Raw genomic sequence first — 22,592 nt, 5'->3', positions numbered from 1 at the left:
AGCTGACCACTTAATTACTTTAAAGCAGCTATGATTGCCGCAATTAAGTACCGACATGTACCAAATGGATAGCAAAAAAATGAAAAGAGTCGTGATCACCGGAATGGGTGTCGTTTCAAGTATCGGTAATAACAAGCAAGAAGTGACTGAGTCATTGAAAGCGGGTCGCAGCGGTATTACCCACTCGGCGCAGTTTGAAGAAATGCAATTACGCAGTAAAGTTTGGGGCGACATCAAAATGAACCCCGCTGATTATATTGATCGTAAAGCTCTTCGCTTTATGGGCGATGCTGCAGCATATGCTTACATTGCTATGCAGGAAGCAATTGCTGATGCTAATTTGACAGAAGAACAATATTCTAATTTTCGTGTCGGTTTGATTGCTGGTACGGGTGGTGCGTCATCAAAAAACCAAGTTCAGGCTGCTGATACATTGCGTGAAAAAGGCGTTAAGCGCGTGGGTCCTTATATTGTGCCACGCATTATGTCTAGCACCGCAAGCGCTTGTTTAGCAACACCATTTAAAATTAAAGGCATGAGTTATTCTATCAGTTCCGCGTGTGCCACTTCGGCCCATTGTATTGGCCATGCCGTTGAACTTATCCAGATGGGTAAGCAAGATATGGTGTTTGCTGGTGGTGCTGAAGAAGTTGATTGGACATTAACCATGGGCTTTGATGCTATGGGTGCATTATCGACTAAGTACAATGACACGCCTGAAAAAGCGTCACGTACCTATGATGCAGACCGTGATGGTTTTGTTATTTCTGGCGGCGGCGGGATTGTTGTTGTTGAAGAATTAGAGCATGCGCTAGCGCGTGGTGCTAAAATTTACGCAGAAATTGTGGGTTATGGCGCATCTTCAGATGGCTATGACATGGTTGCCCCATCTGGTGAAGGTGCAGTGCGTTGTATGCAGATGGCGTTAGCTGATGTGGATACACCAATTGATTACATCAACACTCATGGCACTTCTACACCAGTAGGTGACATGCGCGAACTTGAAGCATTACGTGAAGTGTTTGGCGATAATATGCCTCCAATCGCGTCAACTAAATCACTGACAGGTCATGCTTTAGGTGCGGCTGGTGTTCATGAAGCGATTTACAGCTTAATTATGATGGAAGACGGCTTTATTGCGCCAAGCATTAACATCGACAACCTTGATGAGAATGCTGCTGGCATGCCAGTGGTGCGTGAAATGCGCCAAGCGGAATTGAACACCATGATGAGTAACAGCTTTGGTTTTGGTGGCACTAACGCAACATTAGTGATGCGTAAATATAAAGCGTAAAACGTTATTTGTGGGCTAACTTGTGAATGATATGAAAGCCAGCATTGGAAACAGTGCTGGTTTTTTTGTTTTTGCCTTTTAAACTAAATGCCTAGATGCTAGTTCGCTTCGCGGCTAGAGGCTATACAAGCAAAGCTGAAGAGCGATGACAAGCGACGAAAAATAACAGGCTAACGCTGCGCTTAAAGGGCTAAATGCCTAGATGCTAGTTCGCTTCGCGGCGAGAGGCTATACAAGCAAAGCTGAAGAGCGATGATAAGCGATAATAAGCGGACGCTGTGCTTACGGAAAGGGCAGCGTAAAGACGCATCAGGTATTGGCTTCGCTTTTATAGCCGCGAAGCGAACTAGCAGGACGCAGTCCGCTCTAGTACCTAGGCTTACAAGCAAAATCAAAAGCTGGATCCCCAATAAAAAATCTTAGGAATGACGAGGTGGGGGCATTTGGTATAAGATACTTCCATAAAAAATCGTAATGTGATGTCGTTAAATTCGCAGTAAATAAGATAACAAAATGAAAATAATTGCCGATGAAAACATGCCTTATGTCGATGCCTTGTTTGGTGACTTAGGGGAAATTGAATACGTAAATGGCCGAACGTTAAGCGCTGTTCAAGTGCAGGATGCCGATGTGTTGCTGGTGCGTTCGGTGACCAAAGTGAATGCAGCGTTAATTGAACAAGCGCATAAGCTTAAATTTGTGGGTAGTGCGACGATTGGCACTGATCATGTAGATGTTGATTATCTTGTAGAGCGCAATATCTTTTTTACTAATGCGCCAGGATGTAATGCGAAGGCAGTAGGTGAGTATGCCTTTATTGCGATGCTGGAGTTGGCTCAGCGTCTCGGTGGGTCATTAGCAGGTAAAGTTGTGGGCATTGTGGGTGCAGGAAATACCGGCACTGCAGCCGCGAACTGTTTGCAAGCTTATGGTTTAAAAGTGTTGTTGTGCGACCCTATTAAGGCCGAACAAGGTGATACACGTGAATTTGTGTCACTAGACACTCTGATTGAACATGCAGATATTATTAGTTTGCATGTGCCTATTACCAAACAGGGTGAGCATAAAACCTGGTATTTATTTGATGACACTCGACTCAATCAGTTGAAACCCAATACATGGTTATTAAATTGCTGTCGAGGCGAGGTCATTGATAACCGAGCGTTGATCAAATTTAAACAACAACGTGACGATATCAAACTTGTGCTCGACGTATGGGAAGGCGAACCTAACCCTATGGCCGAATTAGTCGCCTTGGCAGAGTTTGCTACGCCGCATATTGCCGGTTATAGCCTTGAAGGCAAAGCTCGAGGCACCTTTATATTGTATCAAAAGTGGTGTGAATTACTCGGTTTACCGGTGGACAAATCCTTGGCGAGTTTGCTACCGACCTTTCAATTTAATCAAATTGTGAGTCAAGGTGATTTAACCGAAAGCCAATTGCTGAAATTATCACGTTTAGTCTATGACTTACGTGATGATGATGTAACCTTTAGAGGTTGTTTTGCAACGACGGCCGGATTTGATTTAATGCGTAAAAATCATACTTACCGTCGAGAATATAGCGCCATCTCGTTAACTCAATCTACGCAAACTTTATCTGATGATGGGATTAATCAATCGATGCTCAGCGCTTTAGGCTTTAATTAATGACCTAGGACCGATATGACCTATAGAGGAACATATTGAGGGCAAAAAACAGTATTTCTAGCCAGTTGAGAAATAATCACTTCAAAGTAGGCTTTTTAGCAGATTAACCCTAGTAAAGCATAAGCAAACTAAGGTAAATTGATCATTCAAACTGAATAATAGGAGTCGGGCGTTAATTATGTCTCAGGAATTTAATGTAGTCGTTTTAGGTGCATCGGGCGCAGTGGGTCAAACTATGATTGAGATCCTCGAGCAGCGTAATTTCCCGGTTGCTAAGTTGTTTCCATTAGCGAGCAGTCGCAGTGCTGGCGAAACGGTCAGTTTTCACGGTAAACAAGTTGAAATTCTTGATGTAGAAACGTTTGATTGGACGCAAGCACAAATAGGTTTCTTTTCTGCTGGTGGCGATGTGTCTGCAAAATGGGCGCCTATTGCGGGTGAAGCGGGTTGTGTCGTTATCGACAACACCTCACATTTTCGCAATGATGTTGATGTGCCGCTCGTGGTGCCTGAAGTTAACCCTGAAGCCATTGCGGATTTCCGCAATCGCAATATTATTGCCAATCCTAATTGTTCAACTATTCAGATGTTAGTTGCACTTAAGCCAATTTATGATGCTTTTGGTATTTCACGTATTAACGTGGCGACATATCAGTCTGTGTCAGGAACAGGTAAAAAAGCGATTGAAGAGTTAGCGGATCAATGTGCAAAATTACTCCAAGGTTTACCTTCAGAGCCGTCGGTTTATCCAAAGCAGATAGCATTTAATGTTTTACCACAAATTGATATGTTTATGGACAATGGCTACACCAAAGAAGAAATGAAAATGGTGTGGGAAACGCAAAAGATTTTTGGCGACGATGAAATTGTCGTTAACCCTACTGCGGTTCGTGTGCCTGTTTTTTATGGTCATTCAGAGGCTATACATATTGAAACGCGTCAACCTGTTGATGCTGAAGATGTTAAAGCCGTTTTACGTGATGCTCCAGGTATTGTGTTATTTGAAAATGATGATGAATATCCAACCGTTGTTACTGATGCAGCAGGTAATGATGCTGTTTATGTTGGTCGTGTTCGTAAAGATATTTCGCACTCTCACGGTATAAATTTATGGGTTACTGCCGATAACATTCGTAAAGGTGCAGCGTTAAACAGTGTGCAAATTGCCGAGATTTTGATTAGAGATTATTACTAATTACACTTTAATAATGAGTAATGTTTTTATCAACAACGCGATTTAGTTTAAAAAGCCTGCAATGAGCAGGCTTTTTTCGTTTAACTGACCCCAATAGTAGCAGGTCCGGTAAATCTAGTTTATAGTCGTAAACATATCATTTTTAACATCAATAGCATTGAAATCGCCTGCAAAATTGGCTCATCATGGATGTGATCAGATATAGTTAACGACCATAATACTAACGATAAAAATTGCCTCAAGCCTGTTGCCAAACCGGTAACTCAATAGCGCTAAAAGGGAAGGATTGGATGACTTTGCGTACTTCATATATTGTGGGTTTGATTGCCTGCACAGCCGTTGGCTTAACCAGTGTACAACTTATTGGATCTGCACAGGCAGAAACACTCAAAATTACTGGGCCCAATGGCGAGGTTAAACAACAAGCTAAACGGCAATATGGTCCGACGACATCAAGAGATACGTTTTGGAGTATTGCGCAAAAAGTCAGGCCTAGTAATAATGTCAGTGTTTATCAGGTGATGGCCGCGTTATTTGACGCTAATCCACACGCTTTTAGCGGTAATAATTACAATACATTAGAGCGAGGGATGATATTACTGGTCCCTTCTGCAGATGTGATAGCCGCCATTCCCAATGAGGTTGCTAAACGCCGTGCTGAGCAAGATGATCGCCGTGTTAGCAAACAAACTCAGCCTCGTACTGTTATTAATCAGCCCTCTGCAGCAAAATCGTTGCAAATAGCCAAACAAACACCAGCTGTAACGCTACAAACCAAAGCGATTACTGAGGCTAATGCCGTTGTGGTCAAGGATCTCAATAGCACGCTAGATAAAGCCAATGCAAAAACGTTAATGCTTACAGATGAGTTGGCGCGCTCACAAGATGAATTAATGATCAGCAACAATGACAATCAAGTGTTGAAAAACAAAATTGAACAAATGTCATTAAATATTGCTTCGCTTGAAGAAGATTTACAGCTATTACGCGATAAATATGAAGGTCTAACGCTAGAAAATAAAAAACTTGTAGACCAAACTGAAAATATTGAACCCGCAGTAGAAGAACCCGCTGACTTTTGGCGCAGCTTAATGGACAACACTATTTTGTTGATCCTTGCAGCATCGATACCTCTTATAGCGATATTTTGCATTATTTTTTGGCTTCTCAGTCGCCGTAATAAAAAAACTCAACAGGCTGAAATAAAAACTGAAACCCAGCCAGGAAAAGAGTCAACTACCGCAATAGCCAATGATGACTCTGACGATATGGTGATCCATTTAGATTCAAATGATGAAGAGTCAATTGATGATTTATTGGATTCAGACAGTGTTGATTTACAGCCAGAAATCCAAATGAGCGGTGATATCGAGATGGATATGGCATCTGATATGTTCATTAGCGAAAAAGAATTAGAAGATGAAGATGGGACTTCATTAGATGATTTATGGGCTGAGGCCATGGAGGATCAAGATTCTGATCTAGAACCTCTTGAAGATGACGATGATCTCAACAATCTATTGGTGGGTTTAGATACAGAAGGAGCGGCGAAAGATAAAACTGATGATCTAGATGCATCTGCAGAAGATGATATAGATTCATTATTAGCCGAGTTTGATATGCCGCCAGAGTCAGATGATGTTGCTGCTGCGGCTGTCAAAACCCCAGAGACATCAGCCGATTCAACTGAAAATTCTGCAGAAGATGATATAGATTCATTATTAGCCGAGTTTGATATGCCGCCAGAGTCAGATGATGTTGCCGCGGTTGTCAAAGCGCCAGAGACATCAGCCAGCTCAACTGAAGAGTCAACTGAAGATGATATCGATTCATTATTAGCCGAGTTTGATATGCCGCCAGAGTCAGATGATGTTGCCGCGGTTGTCAAAGCGCCAGAGACATCAGCCAGCTCAACTGAAGAGTCAACTGAAGATGATATCGATTCATTACTAGCCGAGTTTGATATGCCGGCAGAGTCAGATGATGTTGCTGCGGCTGTCAAAGCGCCAGAGACATCAGCCGGCTCAACTGAAAATTCAACTGAAGATGATATCGATTCATTACTAGCCGAGTTTGATATGCCGGCAGAGTCAGATGATGTTGCCGCGGCTGTCAAAGCGCCAGAGACATCAGCCGGCTCAACTGAAAATTCAACTGAAGATGACATCGATTCATTACTAGCTGAGTTTGATATGCCGGCAGAGTCAGATGATGTTGCTGCGGATGTTAACGCGACAGAGACATCAGCAGATTCAACTGAAGAGTCAACTGAAAATTCAACTGAAGATGATATCGATTCATTACTCGCCGATTTTGATATGCCGGCAGAGTCAGACGATGTTGCCGCGGCTGTCAACGCGCCAGAGACATCAGTAGGCTCAACTGAAGAGTCAACTGAAGATGATATCGATTCATTACTCGCCGAGTTTGATATGCCGGCAGAGTCAGATGATGTTGCTGCGGCTGTCAAAGCGCCAGAGACATCAGCCGGCTCATCAGCAGACTCAACTGAAGATGATATCGATTCATTACTCGCCGAGTTTGATATGCCGGCAGAGTCAGATGATGTTGCTGCGGCTGTCAAAGCTCCAGAGACATCGGCAGACTCAAGCGGCGAAGATGATGTGAATGAAATTGGCCAAAATGAAGAGCCTAATAATGAGGATGTTGATGCATTATTGGCTAGCTTGAATGAGCCTGTTATTGAATCCGCAATGGCCGAAAATAGCGATGAATTACCAATAGATGAGCAGGGAAACTCGGAAAGTGATGATTTAGCAGCCCAAATTGCAGCTGAATTAAGTGATGAAGATGTCGCCGATTCTACTGATGATAATGAAACAAGTGACGAAGACATCGATGCATTGTTAGCCAGTCTTAACGAACCTGTGGTTGAGTCAGAGACATATGATCACGAAAACGCAGCGGTACAAGCTCAGATTGCCGCGGAGTTAGATGACGATACGTCCAGTGAAGCATTAATATTGGACGATGATGAGTCACTCGATGATGATATTAATGCTTTATTGGCAAGCTTTAAAGAAGATACAAAAGCCGGCGATACACCATCAACTGATACAAACAGCGAACAATCTATCAATGACAAGATTGATGATACTGAGTTGTTTGATGAGTTTGATGAATATCTTAGTGATGTCGATTTAGCTAAAACAGATAATGCAGACGATATTGATGCGGACAAAGATGCTCTGTCTGACGTTGATACACAAGCCGATAGTAAAGACCAAGATAACACCTTATTTGATGCTCAACTTGAAGCCGCGCTAGCATTAACTAGTCGTCATGATGTTAAGTCAGAGCAAGGATCCACAGCAGCATCTTCTCCTACTCCAGAAACTGAAGCGGAAGAGGCCCTTGATGCTTTGTTAGCCGAAATAGATGATAAAGACACTTCTTCGTCTACTGCGCAAAATAAAACCAATAAAGATTCCGGCTTCTTTAATGACCTAAAATCCAACAAACCTAAGCCTGAATTATTAGATTGGGAAAGTGATTTACTTAAAGCTGCCGAGTCTGCCGCTGACGAGAAAGAAGTCGATGAATCTGAGGTCAGTGATGATGATTTACTGGCCGCATTTTCACAGTCATTAAAAGAGGATGACAACGTTGACGACTATACCTCTGAAGACGAATATATCCTTAGCGATGACAATTTAACGGTAGATGAAGCGTTGGCGGCACTTGATCAAAAAGAACGTAGCCAATCAGCTGAATATAAAGCCAGTAATGATGAGGTAACGCGTTTTGAGCGTGAAAATAGCTATATCGACATCGATAAATTGTTAAACGATGCTGATGAAGATGACGATAAAACCGATCAGTATAAAGACGTTAATGTTAATATGGGTTCAGTCAATTCGTTAATAAGCAATGCAGACATGGTTGATGTTGATGATGAAGAAAACTCCGTTAATGCCAAACTTGATTTAGCCAGAGCATATATTGAAATTGAAGATCAAGACAGTGCCCGAGCATTATTAAAAGAAGTGCAAATGGATGGCAATGAACGTCAACAATTAGAAGCCAAAAATTTAATTAAAAGCTTTAATTAACTCGGATAATTAACTCGGTCAATTCATGTGGTATAGGTAAAATAAATAGCCCTATGTTAACCATATAAATGCAAACGGCGCAGATACATGCGCCGTTTTTTTGTGGTAAACTGCGCGCCATTATTGAGTAGAGGATATAGGCATGCGGGTCGCGTTAGGTATTGAATATGATGGTAGTGGTTTTTGTGGGTGGCAGCGCCAACTCGATGTCGATTCAGTGCAAGCCCAGCTTGAAAAAGCCTTAAGTTACGTGGCAAATGAGCCCATTAAAGTATTGTGTGCCGGGCGAACTGATACTGGCGTGCATGCTACTGGACAGGTGGTTCATTTTGACACCAATGTTCAACGTCCAATGACGGCGTGGACACTAGGCGTGAATGCTAATTTACCCGACAGTATAGCCGTGCGATGGATGAAAGAAGTGGATGACAGTTTTCATGCCCGTTATAGTGCCACGGCCAGACGTTATCGCTATGTTATTTATAATCATCAATTGCGCCCTGGTATTTTAGCTTCTGGTGTGAGCCATTATCACGGCGATATAGATGAAACCTTGATGCATCAAGCCGCACAGCTTCTCGTAGGCAAACACGATTTTACCAGTTTTAGAGCGTTGCATTGTCAAGCTAAAACACCCTGTCGAGATGTGCATCAAGTTAATGTGACTCGTCAAGGCATGTATGTGTTGGTGGATATTCAAGCCAATGCATTTTTACATCATATGGTGCGTAATATTGTCGGTTCATTACTTCAAATCGGTTTAGGTAATCAATCTATCGAGTGGATAACAGAACTCTTGGCATTGAAAAATCGCACTCAGGCGGCAGCGACAGCTAAGCCCAACGGATTGTATTTGGTCGATGTGACTTACCCTGAGCAGCATCAATTGCCTAGGTTAGCACTCGGTCCATTGTTTATGCTCGATTAAAGTGTTTTTCAGTCATATTTATTGGGATGTAAAACTAATGTTATGTTTTCGCCACGTCTGGTAAGGTTTGCATAAATTAAATGGTATTGAATTATGTCAATTGCGTCTGAAATTACTGTACCCAATCAACAATCAAGCTTAAATCAATGGCTGGATTATTTGCTGGCAATTCATCCTAGCGAAATCGACATGGGCTTAACGCGAGTCAGTGCTGTCGCCGAGCGACTCAATGTGATTGATTTAGCTCCAGCTAAAGTGATTACAGTCGCCGGTACCAATGGTAAAGGCACGACCTGTGCGATGCTCGCCTCAATATTACGTCAAGCAAACTTATCAGTTGGCGTCTACAGTTCACCGCATTTGCTGCATTACAATGAACGGGTGCAGATCAATCAACAAGATGCCAGTGATGCCTCTCTTATTGGAGCTTTTAGTGCCATAGAGATGGCACGAGGTGATATTTCATTAACCTTTTTTGAATATGCGACGTTAGCGGGTTTATACTTATTCAAAGCTGCTAAGCTTGATGTGATTATTCTTGAAGTGGGCTTAGGTGGCCGTCTAGATGCCACTAATATTATCGATTCCACAGCCACTATCTTGACCTCTATCGATCTTGATCACCAAGAATATTTAGGCGATACCCGAGAACTGGTTGGCAGAGAAAAAGCCGGCGTGTTCCGCTCAGGTTGTCTCGCCATTTGTGGTGAACCCGATTTACCATTGAGCGTGACCGATTATGCTCAGCAGATTGGAACAACACTTTATCGTGTTGGTTATGAGTTTCATTACCATAAAGACCAGAACCCACCTACATTATGGCATTTTGAATCCGCGCAGCAATCTTATATTGGTTTGGCTGTGCCAAGGTTACCGCTAGCTAATGCTGCTAGTGTTGTGGCGCTGCTAAGTTATATTTGGCCGCAAATAAGCCAGCAACACATCAACCAAGGATTACAACAAGCTCAACTAGCTGGACGATTAGAGCAGGTGAGTGAGCAACCATTAGTACTAGTAGATGTAGCGCATAATCCCCATGCTGCACGATATTTAGCACAGCAATTGCAGGCGTACCAAGGTCGTCGTATTGTAGCCTTATGTGGCATGCTTAAAGATAAAGACATCAAGTCGGTATTGGCGACATTGGCTGAACAAATCCGTCATTGGTATTTTGTTGGTTTAGATAATCCACGGGGCGCAACAGCGCAAGCACTGCGTCAAGCATTGCCCAATGAGCGTTGTCGTCAGCATGCCAGTGAATTTACTGACATCGCCAGCGCATGGCAAGCTATACAAGCGACGGTAGAGGCTGATGATGTGGTCATTATATTTGGCTCTTTTTATACTGTTGCAGGGTTTAAATCTTTATAAACACTATTTATGTTAGACGTCGGTTTTAGAAGCCATCATTAACGTCGTTTTGTTAAAAAAGGGAATTAGCTTTGAATCGTCAATTTCAAAATCGTTTAGTGGGTACCATCGTCTTAGTGGCCTTAGGTGTGATTTTTTTACCCGATTTATTAGACGGTAAAAAACCTCAGGTGGTTGAGGAGTTCACTGAAATTCCTTTACGTCCCGTTCAATCAAGTGCTTCAAATCGAGCCAGTTCTGCCAACATCGCCGAACCCGCGGAAGAATTCCAAGTGTTAACGATTGCTGAACCTCAAGATCTCAGTAACGATATTGTTGAATTAGGTGAAGCAGAACCAACTAAAAAAGTGAATCAAGTGGTTAAACCGTCAGCGGCAACCACTGCGGCAGTAAAAAAGCCTGAAACACCCGTTGCTAATAAAACTAAATCACCCGTTACGGCTGGTTTTACGTTGCAATTAGGCGGTTTTAATAATATTACCAATGTAAAAGCCTTAATTATTCAACTACGTAAGGCAGGATTTAATGCTTATACACTGCCTAAAGTACCTGTTGAAGGAAAATTAACCCGAGTATTTGTAGGCCCTGAAGTGTCAGAAGAAAAACTTAAAGCTCGTCAGCAACCTATATTCAAATTAACCGGATTAAAAGGCAAAATCGTAGCCTATAATCCACAGGAACAATAACCTATTCAGACGGTATTATGCTTGGGTGATTAATATTTACAATTTGATTGTTCTTAATCACGCAAGAATAATTTGTGCAATCAGAGGTGAGAAACATCTCTGTCTCTGTTAGAATCTCGCCGTCTTGAACCCTATACCGGATCCCCATCTCCATGGTTTGGATTGATTACGCAATTATTATTGTCATCGGGTTATCAACTATTATTAGTTTGATCCGCGGATTTGCCAAAGAAGCCATGTCTCTTGTGGTTTGGTTTGCCGCTTTCTTTATTGCTAGCCAGTTTTATCTTGATCTTGCTGCTCATTTAACCCAAATGCAGGACGAGTTAGTCAGAAACGGTGTCGCGATTGCCATTCTTTTTATCATTACCCTGATCCTAGGGGCACTCGTTAATTATTTGTTAGGCCAGTTAGTGGCCAAAACAGGCTTATCGGGCACAGACCGTGTTTTAGGCCTGTGTTTTGGTGCCATTCGTGGCGCGTTAATTGTTAGCGCATTACTGTTTTTTATGGATGCTTTTACGGCATTCCCTGACACGAAATGGTGGCAGGATTCTGTACTTGTACCTGAATTTGGCGTGGTTATTCAGTGGTTTTTTGACTATGTCGAAAATACCTCAAGCTTTGTACCCAAAATATAATCATAAAACACTTTACAGTGAGGAACCTTACCCATGTGTGGTATCGTCGGAATAGTAGGAAAATCAACAGTTAATCAGACCATTTATGATGCGCTGACTGTGCTTCAACATCGTGGTCAAGACGCAGCAGGTATTGTGACTGTTGACATGAATGCGTTTCGTTTACGTAAAGCAAACGGCTTAGTCAAAGATGTGTTTGAACCTAAACATATGCAGCGTTTACAAGGTAATGCCGGTATTGGACATGTTCGTTATCCAACCGCGGGCAGCTCGAGTGCATCAGAGGCGCAACCGTTTTATGTTAACTCGCCATTTGGTATTTCGTTAGCGCATAACGGTAACTTGACCAATACGCTTGATCTGGCGGAAAGCCTCGTCAGAAAACGTCGTCATGTTAACACCACCTCTGACTCCGAAATCTTGTTAAACCTGTTAGCCGATGAGTTACAAGAGACGCGCAGTTTAACCTTAAGTGCCGATGAAGTGTTTGATGCGGTTGCCAAAGTGCATGCGCAAACCCGTGGTGCTTATGCGGTAGTGGCAATGATCATCGGCCAAGGCCTAGTAGCGTTCCGCGATCCATTTGGTATTCGTCCTTTGGTACTGGGTAAGCATGAAACAGCAACTGGTACTGAGTATATGGTTGCTTCAGAAAGTGTTGCTTTGGATGCCGTCGGTTTTGAAGTGATGCGTGACGTAGCACCTGGTGAGGCTGTTTATATTTCACTTGATGGCCAGTTATTTACCCGTCAATGTGCTGTAGACCCAAGCTATGCTCCGTGTATTTTTGAATTCGTTTATTTTGCTCGTCCAGATTCGAGCATCGACAAAATCTCTGTGTATGCCAGTCGCGTAAACATGGGCGCTAAGTTAGGCGAAAAAATTAAGAAAGAATGGGAAGACCATGACATTGATGTCGTTATTCCTATTCCAGAGACATCGTGCGATATCGCATTAGAAATTGCTCGTTGTATGGATTTACCGTACCGTCAAGGTTTTGTTAAAAACCGTTATATTGGTCGTACGTTTATCATGCCAGGTCAGCAAGAACGTAAAAAATCAGTACGTCGTAAATTGAACGCAATTAATACTGAGTTCAAAGGTAAAAACGTATTACTGGTTGATGATTCAATCGTTCGTGGCACCACGTCTGAGCAGATCATTGAAATGGCGCGTGAAGCCGGGGCAAAGAAAGTGTATTTTGCTTCAGCAGCCCCTGAAATCCGTTTTCCTAACGTGTACGGAATTGATATGCCGACCTCTAATGAGTTGATTGCTCATGGTCGTGATGCTGACGAAATTGCCAAAATCATTGGTGCCGATGGCATTATTTTCCAAGACTTGAGCGACTTAATTGAAGCAGTAAGAATGGAAAATCCAGAGATTAAGCGTTTTGAAACATCAGTGTTCGACGGTCATTATATTACCAATGACGTTGATCAAGCTTACTTGGATCATTTAACCCAACTACGTAACGATGATGCCAAAGCAAATCGCTCAAAGGACATAGGCACTAATTTAGAAATGCACAATGAGTGTCATCCATAAGTTAACCACTGTTTGTTAGTGATAAAAAACCAGCATATTGATGCTGGTTTTTTTTGCTTTAAGGCCTAGAGGCTAGGACGCTTCGCGGCTAGAGGCTATAAGAGTGATAACAAGCGAACGCTGCGCCTAGATGCCTAGATACTAGGACGCTTCGCTGCTAGAGGCTATAAGAGCGATAACAAGCGATGACGAGCGATAAAGATCGATATCAAGCGAACTAGCAGGACGCAGTCCGTTCTAGGGTCTAGGCTTTTTGCTGTTATGCTTTTATAGCAGCGAAGCGATCTAGCAGGACGCAGTCCGCTCTTGGGTCTAGGTTCTTCGCTATTATGCTTTGATAGCCGCGAAGCGAACTAGCAGGACGCAGTCCGTTCTAGGGTCTAGGTTCTTCGCTTTTATGCTGTTATAGCAGCGAAGCGATCTAGCAGGACGCAGTCCGTTCTAGGGTCTAGGTTCTTCGCTGTTATGCTGTTATAGCAGCGAAGCGATCTAGCAGGACGGAGTCCGTTCTAGGATCTAGGTTCTTCGCTGTTATGCTTTTATAGCCGCGAAGCGAACTAGCAGGACGCAGTCCGTTCTAGGGTTTAGGTTCTTCGCTGTTATGCTTTTATAGCAGCGAAGCGATCTAGCAGGACGCAGTCCGCTCTAGCTTCTAGGCTTTTCGCTGTTATGCTTTTATTGTAATGATTTACGCCGATAAGGGGTTAATTATTTCATATTTGCAGCTTGGCGTATTTAACGCTAATCTATACTGTAAATTTATACAGTTAAGTGGCGCAGTTCGGTTTGTCATATTGAACGCTAACGCCCCAACAGTGGATTATGATTTTATATATTGCTGAAAAACCCAGTCTAGGTCGTGCGATTGCCGATGTGTTGCCAAAGCCACATAAAAAAGGTGATGGCTATATCACTGCCGCCAATGGTGATTGCGTGTCATGGTGTATTGGCCATTTATTAGAGCAAGCCGAGCCTGATGCGTACGATGATGCATTTAAGTCGTGGAAACTCGAGCATTTGCCAATTGTCCCGCAAACGTGGAAGTTGCAGCCCAAACCCAAAACGCGCAGTCAACTTACGGTGTTGCGTAAACTGGTAAAGCAAGCATCATCGATAATTAATGCTGGCGATCCAGATAGAGAAGGGCAGTTGCTGGTCGATGAAGTGATTTCTTATTTGGGCGTAAAGGGTGACAAGCTTAACCAGGTACAGCGGCTGTTAATCAGCGACTTAAACCCCCAAGCGGTCAAACGTGCGCTAGGGCAGTTACGCAGCAATCGTGAGTTTATTCCTTTATCGACTTCTGCATTAGCCCGCAGCCGTGCTGATTGGCTGTATGGCATGAACATGACCCGCGCATATACCATTCAAGGGCGTAAGGTCGGTTATCAGGGGGTATTATCAGTTGGCCGAGTACAAACGCCTTTGCTTGGGTTAGTCGTACGCCGCGACGAAGAAATTACTGCATTTACCCCAAAACCTTTTTATGAAGTGTTAGCGCATTTGCTGACCGATCAGCAACAAGGTTTTAGTGCTAAATGGAAGCCTAGTGAGGCTTGCCAGCCCTATATGGACGAAGATGGACGGGTATTAGCTAAAGGCTTAGCCGAAAATGTGGTTGCCCGCATTAATGGTAAACCCGCTGAAGTGACAAAACTTGAAGCCAAAGATAAGCGCCAAAACCCGCCATTACCTTATAGTTTATCAGCACTGCAAATCGATGCCGCAAAACGCTTTGGGCTATCGGCGAAAGAGGTGCTTGATACCTGCCAAAGTTTGTATGAAAAACATAAATTGATTACTTATCCGCGCTCAGACAGTCGCTATTTACCTAAAGAGCAGCATACTTTGGCACCGAAAGTATTGGATGCTGTGCTCAAAGGCGTTTCTGCCTTGGTTGATGGTTGCGACTCACCTAATGCCAAGCTTAAATCTAAAGCGTGGGATGACAGTAAAGTGGATGCTCACCATGCCATTGTGCCTACCGAGAAAGTGGCTAACTTAGCTGCATTATCAGGTAATGAGGCAAAGTTGTACCAACATGTTGCGCGGCAATATTTAGCCCAGTTTTATCCCGCTTATATTTATGCAGAAACCGCAGTTGAAGTGACGATTGCTGGTGGCTTGTTTACCACTAAAGCGCGTCAAGACAAAAGCTTAGGCTGGAAACAGCTCTTTAAACGGGCAGCCACAGCAAATCAAGCTAATAACAGTCAAGCGAATACTGGTTCAACTCACAGTGAAGACGATAACGACGATGCCGTTCAGTCGCTACCGCCATTGGTTAACGGGCAGGTGTTGCATTGTCTGCGTGGTGAATTATTGGAGAAAACGACTCAAGCGCCGAAGCATTTTACCGATGCCACATTATTAGGCGCCATGACCGGAATTAGTCGTTATGTTACTGATAGTGAAATTAAGAAAATCCTCAAAGAAACCGACGGCCTAGGCACCGAAGCAACTCGTGCTGGGATTATTGAATTATTATTTAAGCGTGGATACCTTATTCGTCAAGGTAAATCGATATTGGCCACTCAGGTTGGCACTGGCTTGATCCGCAGCTTACCAGAATCAGCAACTACACCTGACATGACCGCATTATGGGAAAACAGCCTTGATGCCATCAGCCAAAAACGACTGAAGTACGATGCGTTTATGCAGCCATTACTCAGCCAGTTAGATGGTTTAATAACCCAAGCATCCAGCCAGTTACCATCAGCATTACAAGGTGTCGCCAGTACCACACCGAAACGCAGTTTTAAAAAGCCTTATAAAAAGAAAGCTAAAGCGAAAAGCTAAGAGGGTAACAAGTGGTGAAAAGCGATAACTAACGGTGACAAGCGAACGCTGCGCTTTTTTGTTAAGTCAAAAGTCTAGGCGCTAGGTCGCTTCGCGGCTAGAGGCTATACAAACAACGTCATAAGCTAAGAGGGTAGCAAGCGATGAAAATCGCTACAGAAAAAACTTGATCATTACAATGCGGCTAAATCGAAGAGAGTTAAATTAAAGGTGTAGATGAGTCAGCGAGTATCCAAAACAGGGATGTTTTGGATAAGCCCACAGGGATGCTGATTTAAAATCAAGAGCCGGCGTCTCGCTTAATCATCTGCACATCAGCATGCTGCAGGCAATAAGTTCAAATAAAGCTACGTTATAAATCAAGCTAAACTAATACCAAGTAAGCTGAGTTAATCAATACCTTAAATACACTTTTGTCCAAAAGTGAGTTTAAGGTATTAAATATATATCGTTGTTAGATGATGACAAAGAATGTGTCTTATTTCATTGAGATATAACTGAGAAAAGACGGAATCGGCCAATATCCTGAATCGCTCGATATCGCTCGTTATCTCTTACCACCGCATTTCATCGCACTTCCTGCTGTTACCGCTTGTTATCCCCGATAGGCTTATCAATTCAACACGCTTTTATCTACTATGCCTTTCTCAATCAGTTGCAGTAAAATATTGCGGGTCTTTTGTTTTAAGGTGTCACGCAGTAATCGGGCTGCGGGAGTAATAGACTGTCTACTGGGGAATATCAGCCAGAGTTCGGTCGCTTTGGTTTGGTATTCGGGTAAAATATGTACCACGTTTTCGGCGAGTAAATCGCTTGATATATCAAGGCAAGATTTAAGCCCAATGCCTTTACCCGATACGCACCATCGATGAACCAGTTCACCATCGTTAGACACTCGGTTGCCTTTCATTTTGATTTTATACTGTTCATCACCGCGATAAAACTCCCACACATCGTAAGTAATATTATTGAGTTGATATAACAGTCCATTGTGGGAGGCGAGGTCTTGTGGGTGTTTTGGCATGCCATGTTTTGCTAGGTAAGCTTTAGATGCACACAATAATCTGGGGACATTACAGATTTTAAACCCGTAAAGATTAGCGTCATTTGGCGAACCATAGCGCAAGGCTAAATCGACGGAGTCGCGGTAAAAGTCCAAGTTACTGTCATTAATATTGGCGCGTAAACTGACTTTTGAGTGAGTGGCCATAAACTCATCTATCCATGGCATAACCAGATTGCGGCCCAAATCCGATGACAATGCAATTCGTAAATCCCCGTCGATGATGTCTAATTCGCCTTTCATATTTTGTTTGGCTTGTTCGAGCATTAATAGTGCTTGCTCACATTGAGGAATGTATTTTTCCCCAGCATTGGATAACCTTAGCTGCCTTGTAGTGCGAATGAACAACTCAACACCTAGCGAACTTTCGACTCGTTTAACTGCGGCGCTGGCGGTTGCTGTGCGCATATCAAGATTGGTTGCTGCGGCGGTAATGCTGCGAAACTCAGCCACTTTCAAAATAACCTGCAGATCTTCTAATAACATATTGTCTAATAATATTTGATAATGTTTCAATTATTATGCTGTTTATGCGGAGTAAAACAAGGGCTAATATAGCTTCATTGAAAAGTAATCCCATTGATACCGTTTACTATAGGAAGCAGATTATGAAAGCCATCGGATACACACAATCATTAGCCGTTACTCACCCTGAGTCGTTAATTGATGTCGAGTTACCTCAACCTATCGCAATAGGCCGTGATTTATTAATCAAAGTAAAAGCCATCGCCGTTAACCCAGCAGACTATAAAGTCCGCTTGAACATGGCGCCTGTTGCGGGTGAAGTAAAAGTGATCGGTTGGGACGCCGTTGGTGAAGTGATTGCGACAGGTGAAAGTGTGAGCCCATTTAATCCTGGCGATCAGGTTTATTATGCTGGCGATATTACGCGTCAGGGTAGCAATGCTGAATACCAATTAGTGGATGAGCGTTTAGTGGGCATTAAACCTAAAAGTTTATCCGATGCCGAAGCCGCAGCATTACCGTTAACGGCGATCACGGCTTGGGAATTACTGTTTGAACATTTATGTATTAAGCAACAAGCACCCCATTCAACTGAAAAATCAAACGAAGTCATTTTGGTCGTAGGCGCTGCGGGTGGTGTGGGTTCTATCTTTATTCAGTTAGCAAAAACCTTGACAGGTGCAACCATTATCGCCACAGCATCGCGTGAAAGTTCAAGCGAATGGGTGAAAAAGTTAGGCGCTGATCATGTGGTTGATCACACCAAACCGTTACCCGCTCAAATTGATGGATTAAACATAGGGTCTGTCACCCATGTGGCCAGTTTAAACAGCACAGATGCCTATTTTGAGGCTTACACTCAGTTGCTAGCACCCTTTGGTAAAATTGCCATGATTGATGATCCAGAAGGGTTAGATATCACTAAGTTAAAACTCAAGAGTTTGTCATTACATTGGGAGTTTATGTTTGCTCGCTCGATGTTTAACGCAGTAGATATGGATGAGCAGGGACGTTTACTTAACCGAGTAGCCGATCTTGTCGACCAAGGTTATATTCAAACTACGTTAGGCCAGCACATGGGCGCAATAAATGCTGCAAATCTTCGTGCTGCACATGAGGCGTTAGAAGCAGGCCGTGCCATTGGTAAAATTGTTTTAGAAGGGTTTTAATTAATACCTTTAATTGTATTATTTAATAATGTTAAGTACTTATATTATCGAACAGGAATAAACATGTCACATTTAACGATTGTAGCCAACATTAAAGCAAAAGCGGACAAAATTGAGTTAGTAAAAACTGAATTACTGAAGCTGATTGAAGTCACACGCGCTGAAGAAGGGTGTATTAATTATGACTTACACCGAGACAATGAAAACTCAGCCCACTTTATGTTTTATGAGACTTGGCAGACCCGTGAATTATGGCGTGTGCATATGGAAAATCAGCATTTAGCCGATTTTGTGGCTGCAACCCAGGATGCTGTCGATGAATTTATTTTGAATGAAATGACCGTTATCGGCTAGTTGTATTCGAGTTGGCCATTCAATTGAGTGGCATCCTAAAGCAGAACATAGAATGTTCTGCTTTTTTGTCGATTTTTTTTAGCATCTTATGAGACACTCAAGTGATGAATCGCTTTAAAGATTAGGATAAGTGGCAAGATGGAAATCAGATTTACGCAGTTGCAGTGCCGTTCATCGAGTGTCACTGTCGACATTGATCAATGGGTGATTGAACCACAACAATCTTGGGGTGTATTTAGCACCGAAGGTGATGTCGGCGCGTTGCTTGGCCAGTTATTAACTCGGCAAATTGATGCGCCGATCTTAACATATAGTGGCGATATTACCGGTGTCGCGCCATCTTGTGTGGCATTAGTGTCATTGCTTGAACAGCAATCATTGCTTGAAGATATTTTAGAGCAAGATGACAGTGAGTCACTGGGATACACCGATCCTAAAACGACCGTATTTGGGGTTATTTTTAGTCAATGCCATGACAATGGTTTAACCCATCAATTGCTGCAGCAATTAGATTTGACTCATTTAAGCTTAAGTCCTTTTACTCAATTGTCTACGGGTGAAGGTCGTAGAGTTATGCTTGCCCGTGCTGTCGCAACCCAAGTGCCATTTTTAGTGCTCGACGAACCTTATGCAGGGCTTGATGTTGCGCACAGACAGACTCTTACTGAATATTTACAGCAATTATCACAAACGATACAAATGCTGGTGATTGTGTCGCGTGAAGAAGATATGCCTAAATGGATTGAGCATGTTGCCCTGTTTAGTCATGGCACATTAGACAGCGTAATGACTCAGTCAGAGTGGGATAATCATCCTGTTATCGCCCAATTAACCGCGCAAGCGGGCCAACAAAGCGATGATATGTTGGCGCTTATTCGTCGCCACAGACATAAGCCATTATTTGCGAACCCGGTTTTTCAGTTAAACAATGGACGAGTTGCTTACAGCGACAAAGTGATTTTTTCGGGTGTTAACTGGCGTATCGATAATGGCGTGCATTGGCAAGTAAAAGGCCCTAATGGCTGCGGTAAAAGTACTCTGCTGGGGCTTATTTTCGGCGACCATCCTCAATGCTACAGCAACGACATTGATATTTTTGGTAAAAAAAGAGGTTCCGGCGAGAGCATCTGGGAGATAAAAAAACACATCGGTATGGTGTCATCTGCCTTACATTTACAGTATCGGGTTAATTGCAGTGCACTTGATGTGATTGTATCGGGCTTTTATGACTCCATTGGTTTGTATCAACAACCGTCGAAACAACAAGTGGCCATCGCAACAGAATGGTTGGCGATTTTACACATGAGCCATTTGAGTAAATCCGCTTTTCGACAATTAGAGTATGGCCAGCAACGGTTATTACTCATTGCCCGCGCCATTGTGAAACAACCCACCTTATTGATCCTCGACGAGCCTTATCAAGGCTTAGATTATCTGGGGCGTAGATTGATTAAAAACGCCCTTGAACTCATTGCGAAAGGGCATTTAAGTCAATTGTTGTATGTGTCACATTATCAAGAGGATAGCCTCGATAGTATTAAGCACTTTATTGAGTTTATCGTCGATAAACACCAAGGTGGTTATCGTACAGTGGTGACTGAAGCTTAATGCTTTATGGCTAAGAGGTTAACGTTAATCAGCTGACAATTGTTGGCTGTTTTTATTTTCTCGTTTAATTGTCAAATAATAATTGATAATGTTTCAATTATTATGCTGTATATGGCAGCTAAAGTATCGTATATGATGGCGATATTAACGCGGTTCAACAACATTGCTAATCAATATTACTATTTGATAACCGTTTATTATTCCGAGATGAGGTTAACGATGTTACTCGATACACCCATTTGTGATTTTGGCTGGCAAGCACCTGATTTTAAGCTTAAAAATGCTAACGGTGACGTTTTTTCCATGAGTGAAAACTTAGGTAAAAAGGGCTTGTTGATTATGTTTATTTGTAATCATTGTCCCTATGTTAAAGCCATTGCAACTCGTTTAGCCGAGGACACAGAGCAGCTTATGGCCGAAGGTATTAATGTATTAGCGGTAATGTCTAATGATTATCAGCATGTTGAAGCAGATTCGCCGCAGAACATGTTGCGCTTTGCTGAGCAGTATGGATTTAAATTTCCGTATTTAGTTGATGAAGATCAACAAGTCGGTAAGCAGTATGGCGCAGTGTGCACCCCTGACTTTTTTGGGTTTAATCACCTTGGTGAATTGCAATATCGTGGCCGCTTAGACGATGCGCGTTTGCACAATGATCCTAATCGAGAGCCCGAACTACTTAATGCTATGCAACTGATTGCCGCTATTGGTAAAGGGCCTAAGCAACAAACGGCCAGTATGGGCTGCTCAATTAAATGGCGATAATGATTTTATTTAACTCATAACCTTGAAAAATTATTTATTAGCACAATAACAAGATATTAATATTTCTACGCAAATATTATTGTTAATTAATTGTATTTGTTATTTATTTTCAAGTTAAATTTATTTTGTTAATCACACTATTTTATTGTGATTAACTTGGCAGGTTAATTAATAACCATTTTATGTGTTGTTAATCGCCAACCTTTTTAATGATTGTTTCAAATCCATATGGAGTCTGACATGACCAACGCTATTATTACTGATTTAGAAAAACGTTATACAGCCAAACGCTATGATGCGACTAAGCGCGTACCAAAAGAAGATTTAGCGGTGATTTATGAGGCAATGAGACTGTCGCCTTCATCGATAAACTCTCAACCATGGAAATTTATCGTGATTGAAAGCGATCAAGCTAAGCAACGTATGCATGACACCTTTGCCAATAAATTTCAGTTCAATCAACCACACATTAACGCGGCATCTCATATTGTATTGTTTGCTTACAACCCTAAGTATACTCGTGAAGACTATGCCAAAGTGGTTGACCAAGGCATTGTAGATGGTCGTACTAAGGCTGAAGATCGTGAAGCTGCGTTTGGTGGATATGCATTTGTTGACTTAAATACTGATGAAGCGGGTAACAATGCGGCTTGGACTAAGTCACAAACCTATTTAGCCTTAGGTAACACTATGCATTCTTTAGCACGTCTTGGCATCGACTCTACTCCGATGGAAGGCGTTGACAGTGAGATGATTGGCCAAATATTTGCCAAAGAACTTGACGGTTATGTATGTGATGTAGCATTAGCGTTTGGTTATCACCATTCAGATGAAGACTATAATGCCAAGTTGCCTAAGTCTCGTTTAGCAGCAGAGCAAGTATTACAAGTATTGTAATTGATTGTTTTGCTGCAAGTATTCATTTGTATAAAATAATATAAAACGGCTTAAACATCTAATGTTTAAGCTTTTTTTTTCAATTT

At 42.4% G+C, this 22,592-nt stretch carries 16 protein-coding genes; 15 read left to right on the top strand and 1 reads right to left on the bottom strand.

Going from position 1 to position 22,592, the window contains the following annotated elements:
- Positions 1-79 precede the first annotated feature (79 nt).
- The 10 genes from fabB to EGC80_RS19365 all read left to right on the top strand — a co-directional run bounded on the left by fabB (position 80) and on the right by EGC80_RS19365 (position 16,185).
- Positions 80-1,294: a beta-ketoacyl-ACP synthase I gene (fabB, locus tag EGC80_RS19410; RefSeq protein ID WP_164839498.1), complete on the top strand. Its 1,215-nt coding sequence runs from the start codon at positions 80-82 to the stop codon at positions 1,292-1,294.
- 513 nt (positions 1,295-1,807) lie between these two features.
- A complete protein-coding gene (locus EGC80_RS19405) occupies positions 1,808-2,944 on the top strand; it encodes a 4-phosphoerythronate dehydrogenase (protein ID WP_124011812.1) in 1,137 nt (378 codons plus the stop codon).
- Positions 2,945-3,122: 178 nt separating this feature from the next.
- Positions 3,123-4,139, top strand: a complete 1,017-nt coding sequence (locus tag EGC80_RS19400; RefSeq protein ID WP_124011811.1) for an aspartate-semialdehyde dehydrogenase — start codon at positions 3,123-3,125, stop codon at positions 4,137-4,139.
- A gap of 290 nt (positions 4,140-4,429) precedes the next feature.
- Positions 4,430-8,212 (top strand): FimV/HubP family polar landmark protein, encoded by a 3,783-nt coding sequence (locus tag EGC80_RS19395; RefSeq protein ID WP_124011810.1) that lies wholly within the window; start codon positions 4,430-4,432, stop codon positions 8,210-8,212.
- 142 nt (positions 8,213-8,354) lie between these two features.
- Entirely contained in the window at positions 8,355-9,140 is a 786-nt protein-coding gene (gene truA / locus EGC80_RS19390; protein WP_101032176.1) for a tRNA pseudouridine(38-40) synthase TruA, read from the top strand.
- 93 nt (positions 9,141-9,233) lie between these two features.
- Positions 9,234-10,511: a bifunctional tetrahydrofolate synthase/dihydrofolate synthase gene (gene folC / locus EGC80_RS19385; protein ID WP_124011809.1), complete on the top strand. Its 1,278-nt coding sequence runs from the start codon at positions 9,234-9,236 to the stop codon at positions 10,509-10,511.
- A 71-nt stretch (positions 10,512-10,582) separates the two neighbouring features.
- On the top strand, positions 10,583-11,197 hold the full coding sequence (locus EGC80_RS19380; RefSeq protein WP_101032174.1) for an SPOR domain-containing protein: 615 nt from the start codon (positions 10,583-10,585) through the stop codon (positions 11,195-11,197).
- Positions 11,198-11,349: 152 nt separating this feature from the next.
- Positions 11,350-11,838: a CvpA family protein gene (locus tag EGC80_RS19375; protein ID WP_101032173.1), complete on the top strand. Its 489-nt coding sequence runs from the start codon at positions 11,350-11,352 to the stop codon at positions 11,836-11,838.
- Positions 11,839-11,871: 33 nt separating this feature from the next.
- On the top strand, positions 11,872-13,386 hold the full coding sequence (purF, locus tag EGC80_RS19370; protein WP_101032172.1) for an amidophosphoribosyltransferase: 1,515 nt from the start codon (positions 11,872-11,874) through the stop codon (positions 13,384-13,386).
- Between the two features lie 822 nt (positions 13,387-14,208).
- Positions 14,209-16,185: a DNA topoisomerase III gene (locus tag EGC80_RS19365; RefSeq protein WP_124011808.1), complete on the top strand. Its 1,977-nt coding sequence runs from the start codon at positions 14,209-14,211 to the stop codon at positions 16,183-16,185.
- Positions 16,186-16,798: 613 nt separating this feature from the next.
- On the opposite strand, the gene EGC80_RS19360 is transcribed toward EGC80_RS19365, so the two are convergent.
- Positions 16,799-17,734 (bottom strand): LysR family transcriptional regulator, encoded by a 936-nt coding sequence (locus EGC80_RS19360; RefSeq protein ID WP_124012129.1) that lies wholly within the window; start codon positions 17,732-17,734, stop codon positions 16,799-16,801.
- A gap of 122 nt (positions 17,735-17,856) precedes the next feature.
- On the opposite strand from EGC80_RS19360, the gene EGC80_RS19355 reads away from it, so the two are divergent.
- The 5 genes from EGC80_RS19355 to EGC80_RS19335 all read left to right on the top strand — a co-directional run bounded on the left by EGC80_RS19355 (position 17,857) and on the right by EGC80_RS19335 (position 22,506).
- A complete protein-coding gene (locus EGC80_RS19355; protein ID WP_124011807.1) occupies positions 17,857-18,882 on the top strand; it encodes a zinc-binding alcohol dehydrogenase family protein in 1,026 nt (341 codons plus the stop codon).
- A 63-nt stretch (positions 18,883-18,945) separates the two neighbouring features.
- Positions 18,946-19,236, top strand: a complete 291-nt coding sequence (locus tag EGC80_RS19350) for a putative quinol monooxygenase (RefSeq protein ID WP_124011806.1) — start codon at positions 18,946-18,948, stop codon at positions 19,234-19,236.
- A 138-nt stretch (positions 19,237-19,374) separates the two neighbouring features.
- Positions 19,375-20,844: an ATP-binding cassette domain-containing protein gene (locus EGC80_RS19345; protein WP_124011805.1), complete on the top strand. Its 1,470-nt coding sequence runs from the start codon at positions 19,375-19,377 to the stop codon at positions 20,842-20,844.
- Positions 20,845-20,976: 132 nt separating this feature from the next.
- Entirely contained in the window at positions 20,977-21,609 is a 633-nt protein-coding gene (locus EGC80_RS19340) for a thioredoxin family protein (protein ID WP_233768549.1), read from the top strand.
- Positions 21,610-21,849: 240 nt separating this feature from the next.
- The gene (locus tag EGC80_RS19335; RefSeq protein WP_101032163.1) at positions 21,850-22,506 is read left to right on the top strand and encodes a nitroreductase family protein; all 657 of its coding nucleotides are present in this window, start codon (positions 21,850-21,852) and stop codon (positions 22,504-22,506) included.
- Positions 22,507-22,592: the final 86 nt, after the last annotated feature.

It is taken from the genome of Shewanella psychromarinicola, from assembly GCF_003855155.1.
Classification (GTDB): domain Bacteria; phylum Pseudomonadota; class Gammaproteobacteria; order Enterobacterales; family Shewanellaceae; genus Shewanella; species Shewanella psychromarinicola.
Note: the sequence above shows the minus strand (reverse complement) of the source record. Positions and strands in the feature narration are given on the sequence as shown.

Excerpts from the sequence above, each read along its gene's own strand:
- fabB (WP_164839498.1), top strand. The coding sequence starts at position 80 with ATGAAAAGAGTCGTGATCACCGGAATGGGTGTCGTTTCAAGTATCGGT.
- EGC80_RS19405 (WP_124011812.1), top strand. The coding sequence starts at position 1,808 with ATGAAAATAATTGCCGATGAAAACATGCCTTATGTCGATGCCTTGTTT.
- EGC80_RS19400 (WP_124011811.1), top strand. The coding sequence starts at position 3,123 with ATGTCTCAGGAATTTAATGTAGTCGTTTTAGGTGCATCGGGCGCAGTG.
- EGC80_RS19395 (WP_124011810.1), top strand. The coding sequence starts at position 4,430 with ATGACTTTGCGTACTTCATATATTGTGGGTTTGATTGCCTGCACAGCC.
- truA (WP_101032176.1), top strand. The coding sequence starts at position 8,355 with ATGCGGGTCGCGTTAGGTATTGAATATGATGGTAGTGGTTTTTGTGGG.
- folC (WP_124011809.1), top strand. The coding sequence starts at position 9,234 with ATGTCAATTGCGTCTGAAATTACTGTACCCAATCAACAATCAAGCTTA.
- EGC80_RS19375 (WP_101032173.1), top strand. The coding sequence starts at position 11,350 with ATGGTTTGGATTGATTACGCAATTATTATTGTCATCGGGTTATCAACT.
- purF (WP_101032172.1), top strand. The coding sequence starts at position 11,872 with ATGTGTGGTATCGTCGGAATAGTAGGAAAATCAACAGTTAATCAGACC.
- EGC80_RS19365 (WP_124011808.1), top strand. The coding sequence starts at position 14,209 with ATGATTTTATATATTGCTGAAAAACCCAGTCTAGGTCGTGCGATTGCC.
- EGC80_RS19360 (WP_124012129.1), bottom strand. The coding sequence starts at position 17,734 with ATGTTATTAGAAGATCTGCAGGTTATTTTGAAAGTGGCTGAGTTTCGC.
- EGC80_RS19355 (WP_124011807.1), top strand. The coding sequence starts at position 17,857 with ATGAAAGCCATCGGATACACACAATCATTAGCCGTTACTCACCCTGAG.
- EGC80_RS19350 (WP_124011806.1), top strand. The coding sequence starts at position 18,946 with ATGTCACATTTAACGATTGTAGCCAACATTAAAGCAAAAGCGGACAAA.
- EGC80_RS19345 (WP_124011805.1), top strand. The coding sequence starts at position 19,375 with ATGGAAATCAGATTTACGCAGTTGCAGTGCCGTTCATCGAGTGTCACT.
- EGC80_RS19340 (WP_233768549.1), top strand. The coding sequence starts at position 20,977 with ATGATGGCGATATTAACGCGGTTCAACAACATTGCTAATCAATATTAC.
- EGC80_RS19335 (WP_101032163.1), top strand. The coding sequence starts at position 21,850 with ATGACCAACGCTATTATTACTGATTTAGAAAAACGTTATACAGCCAAA.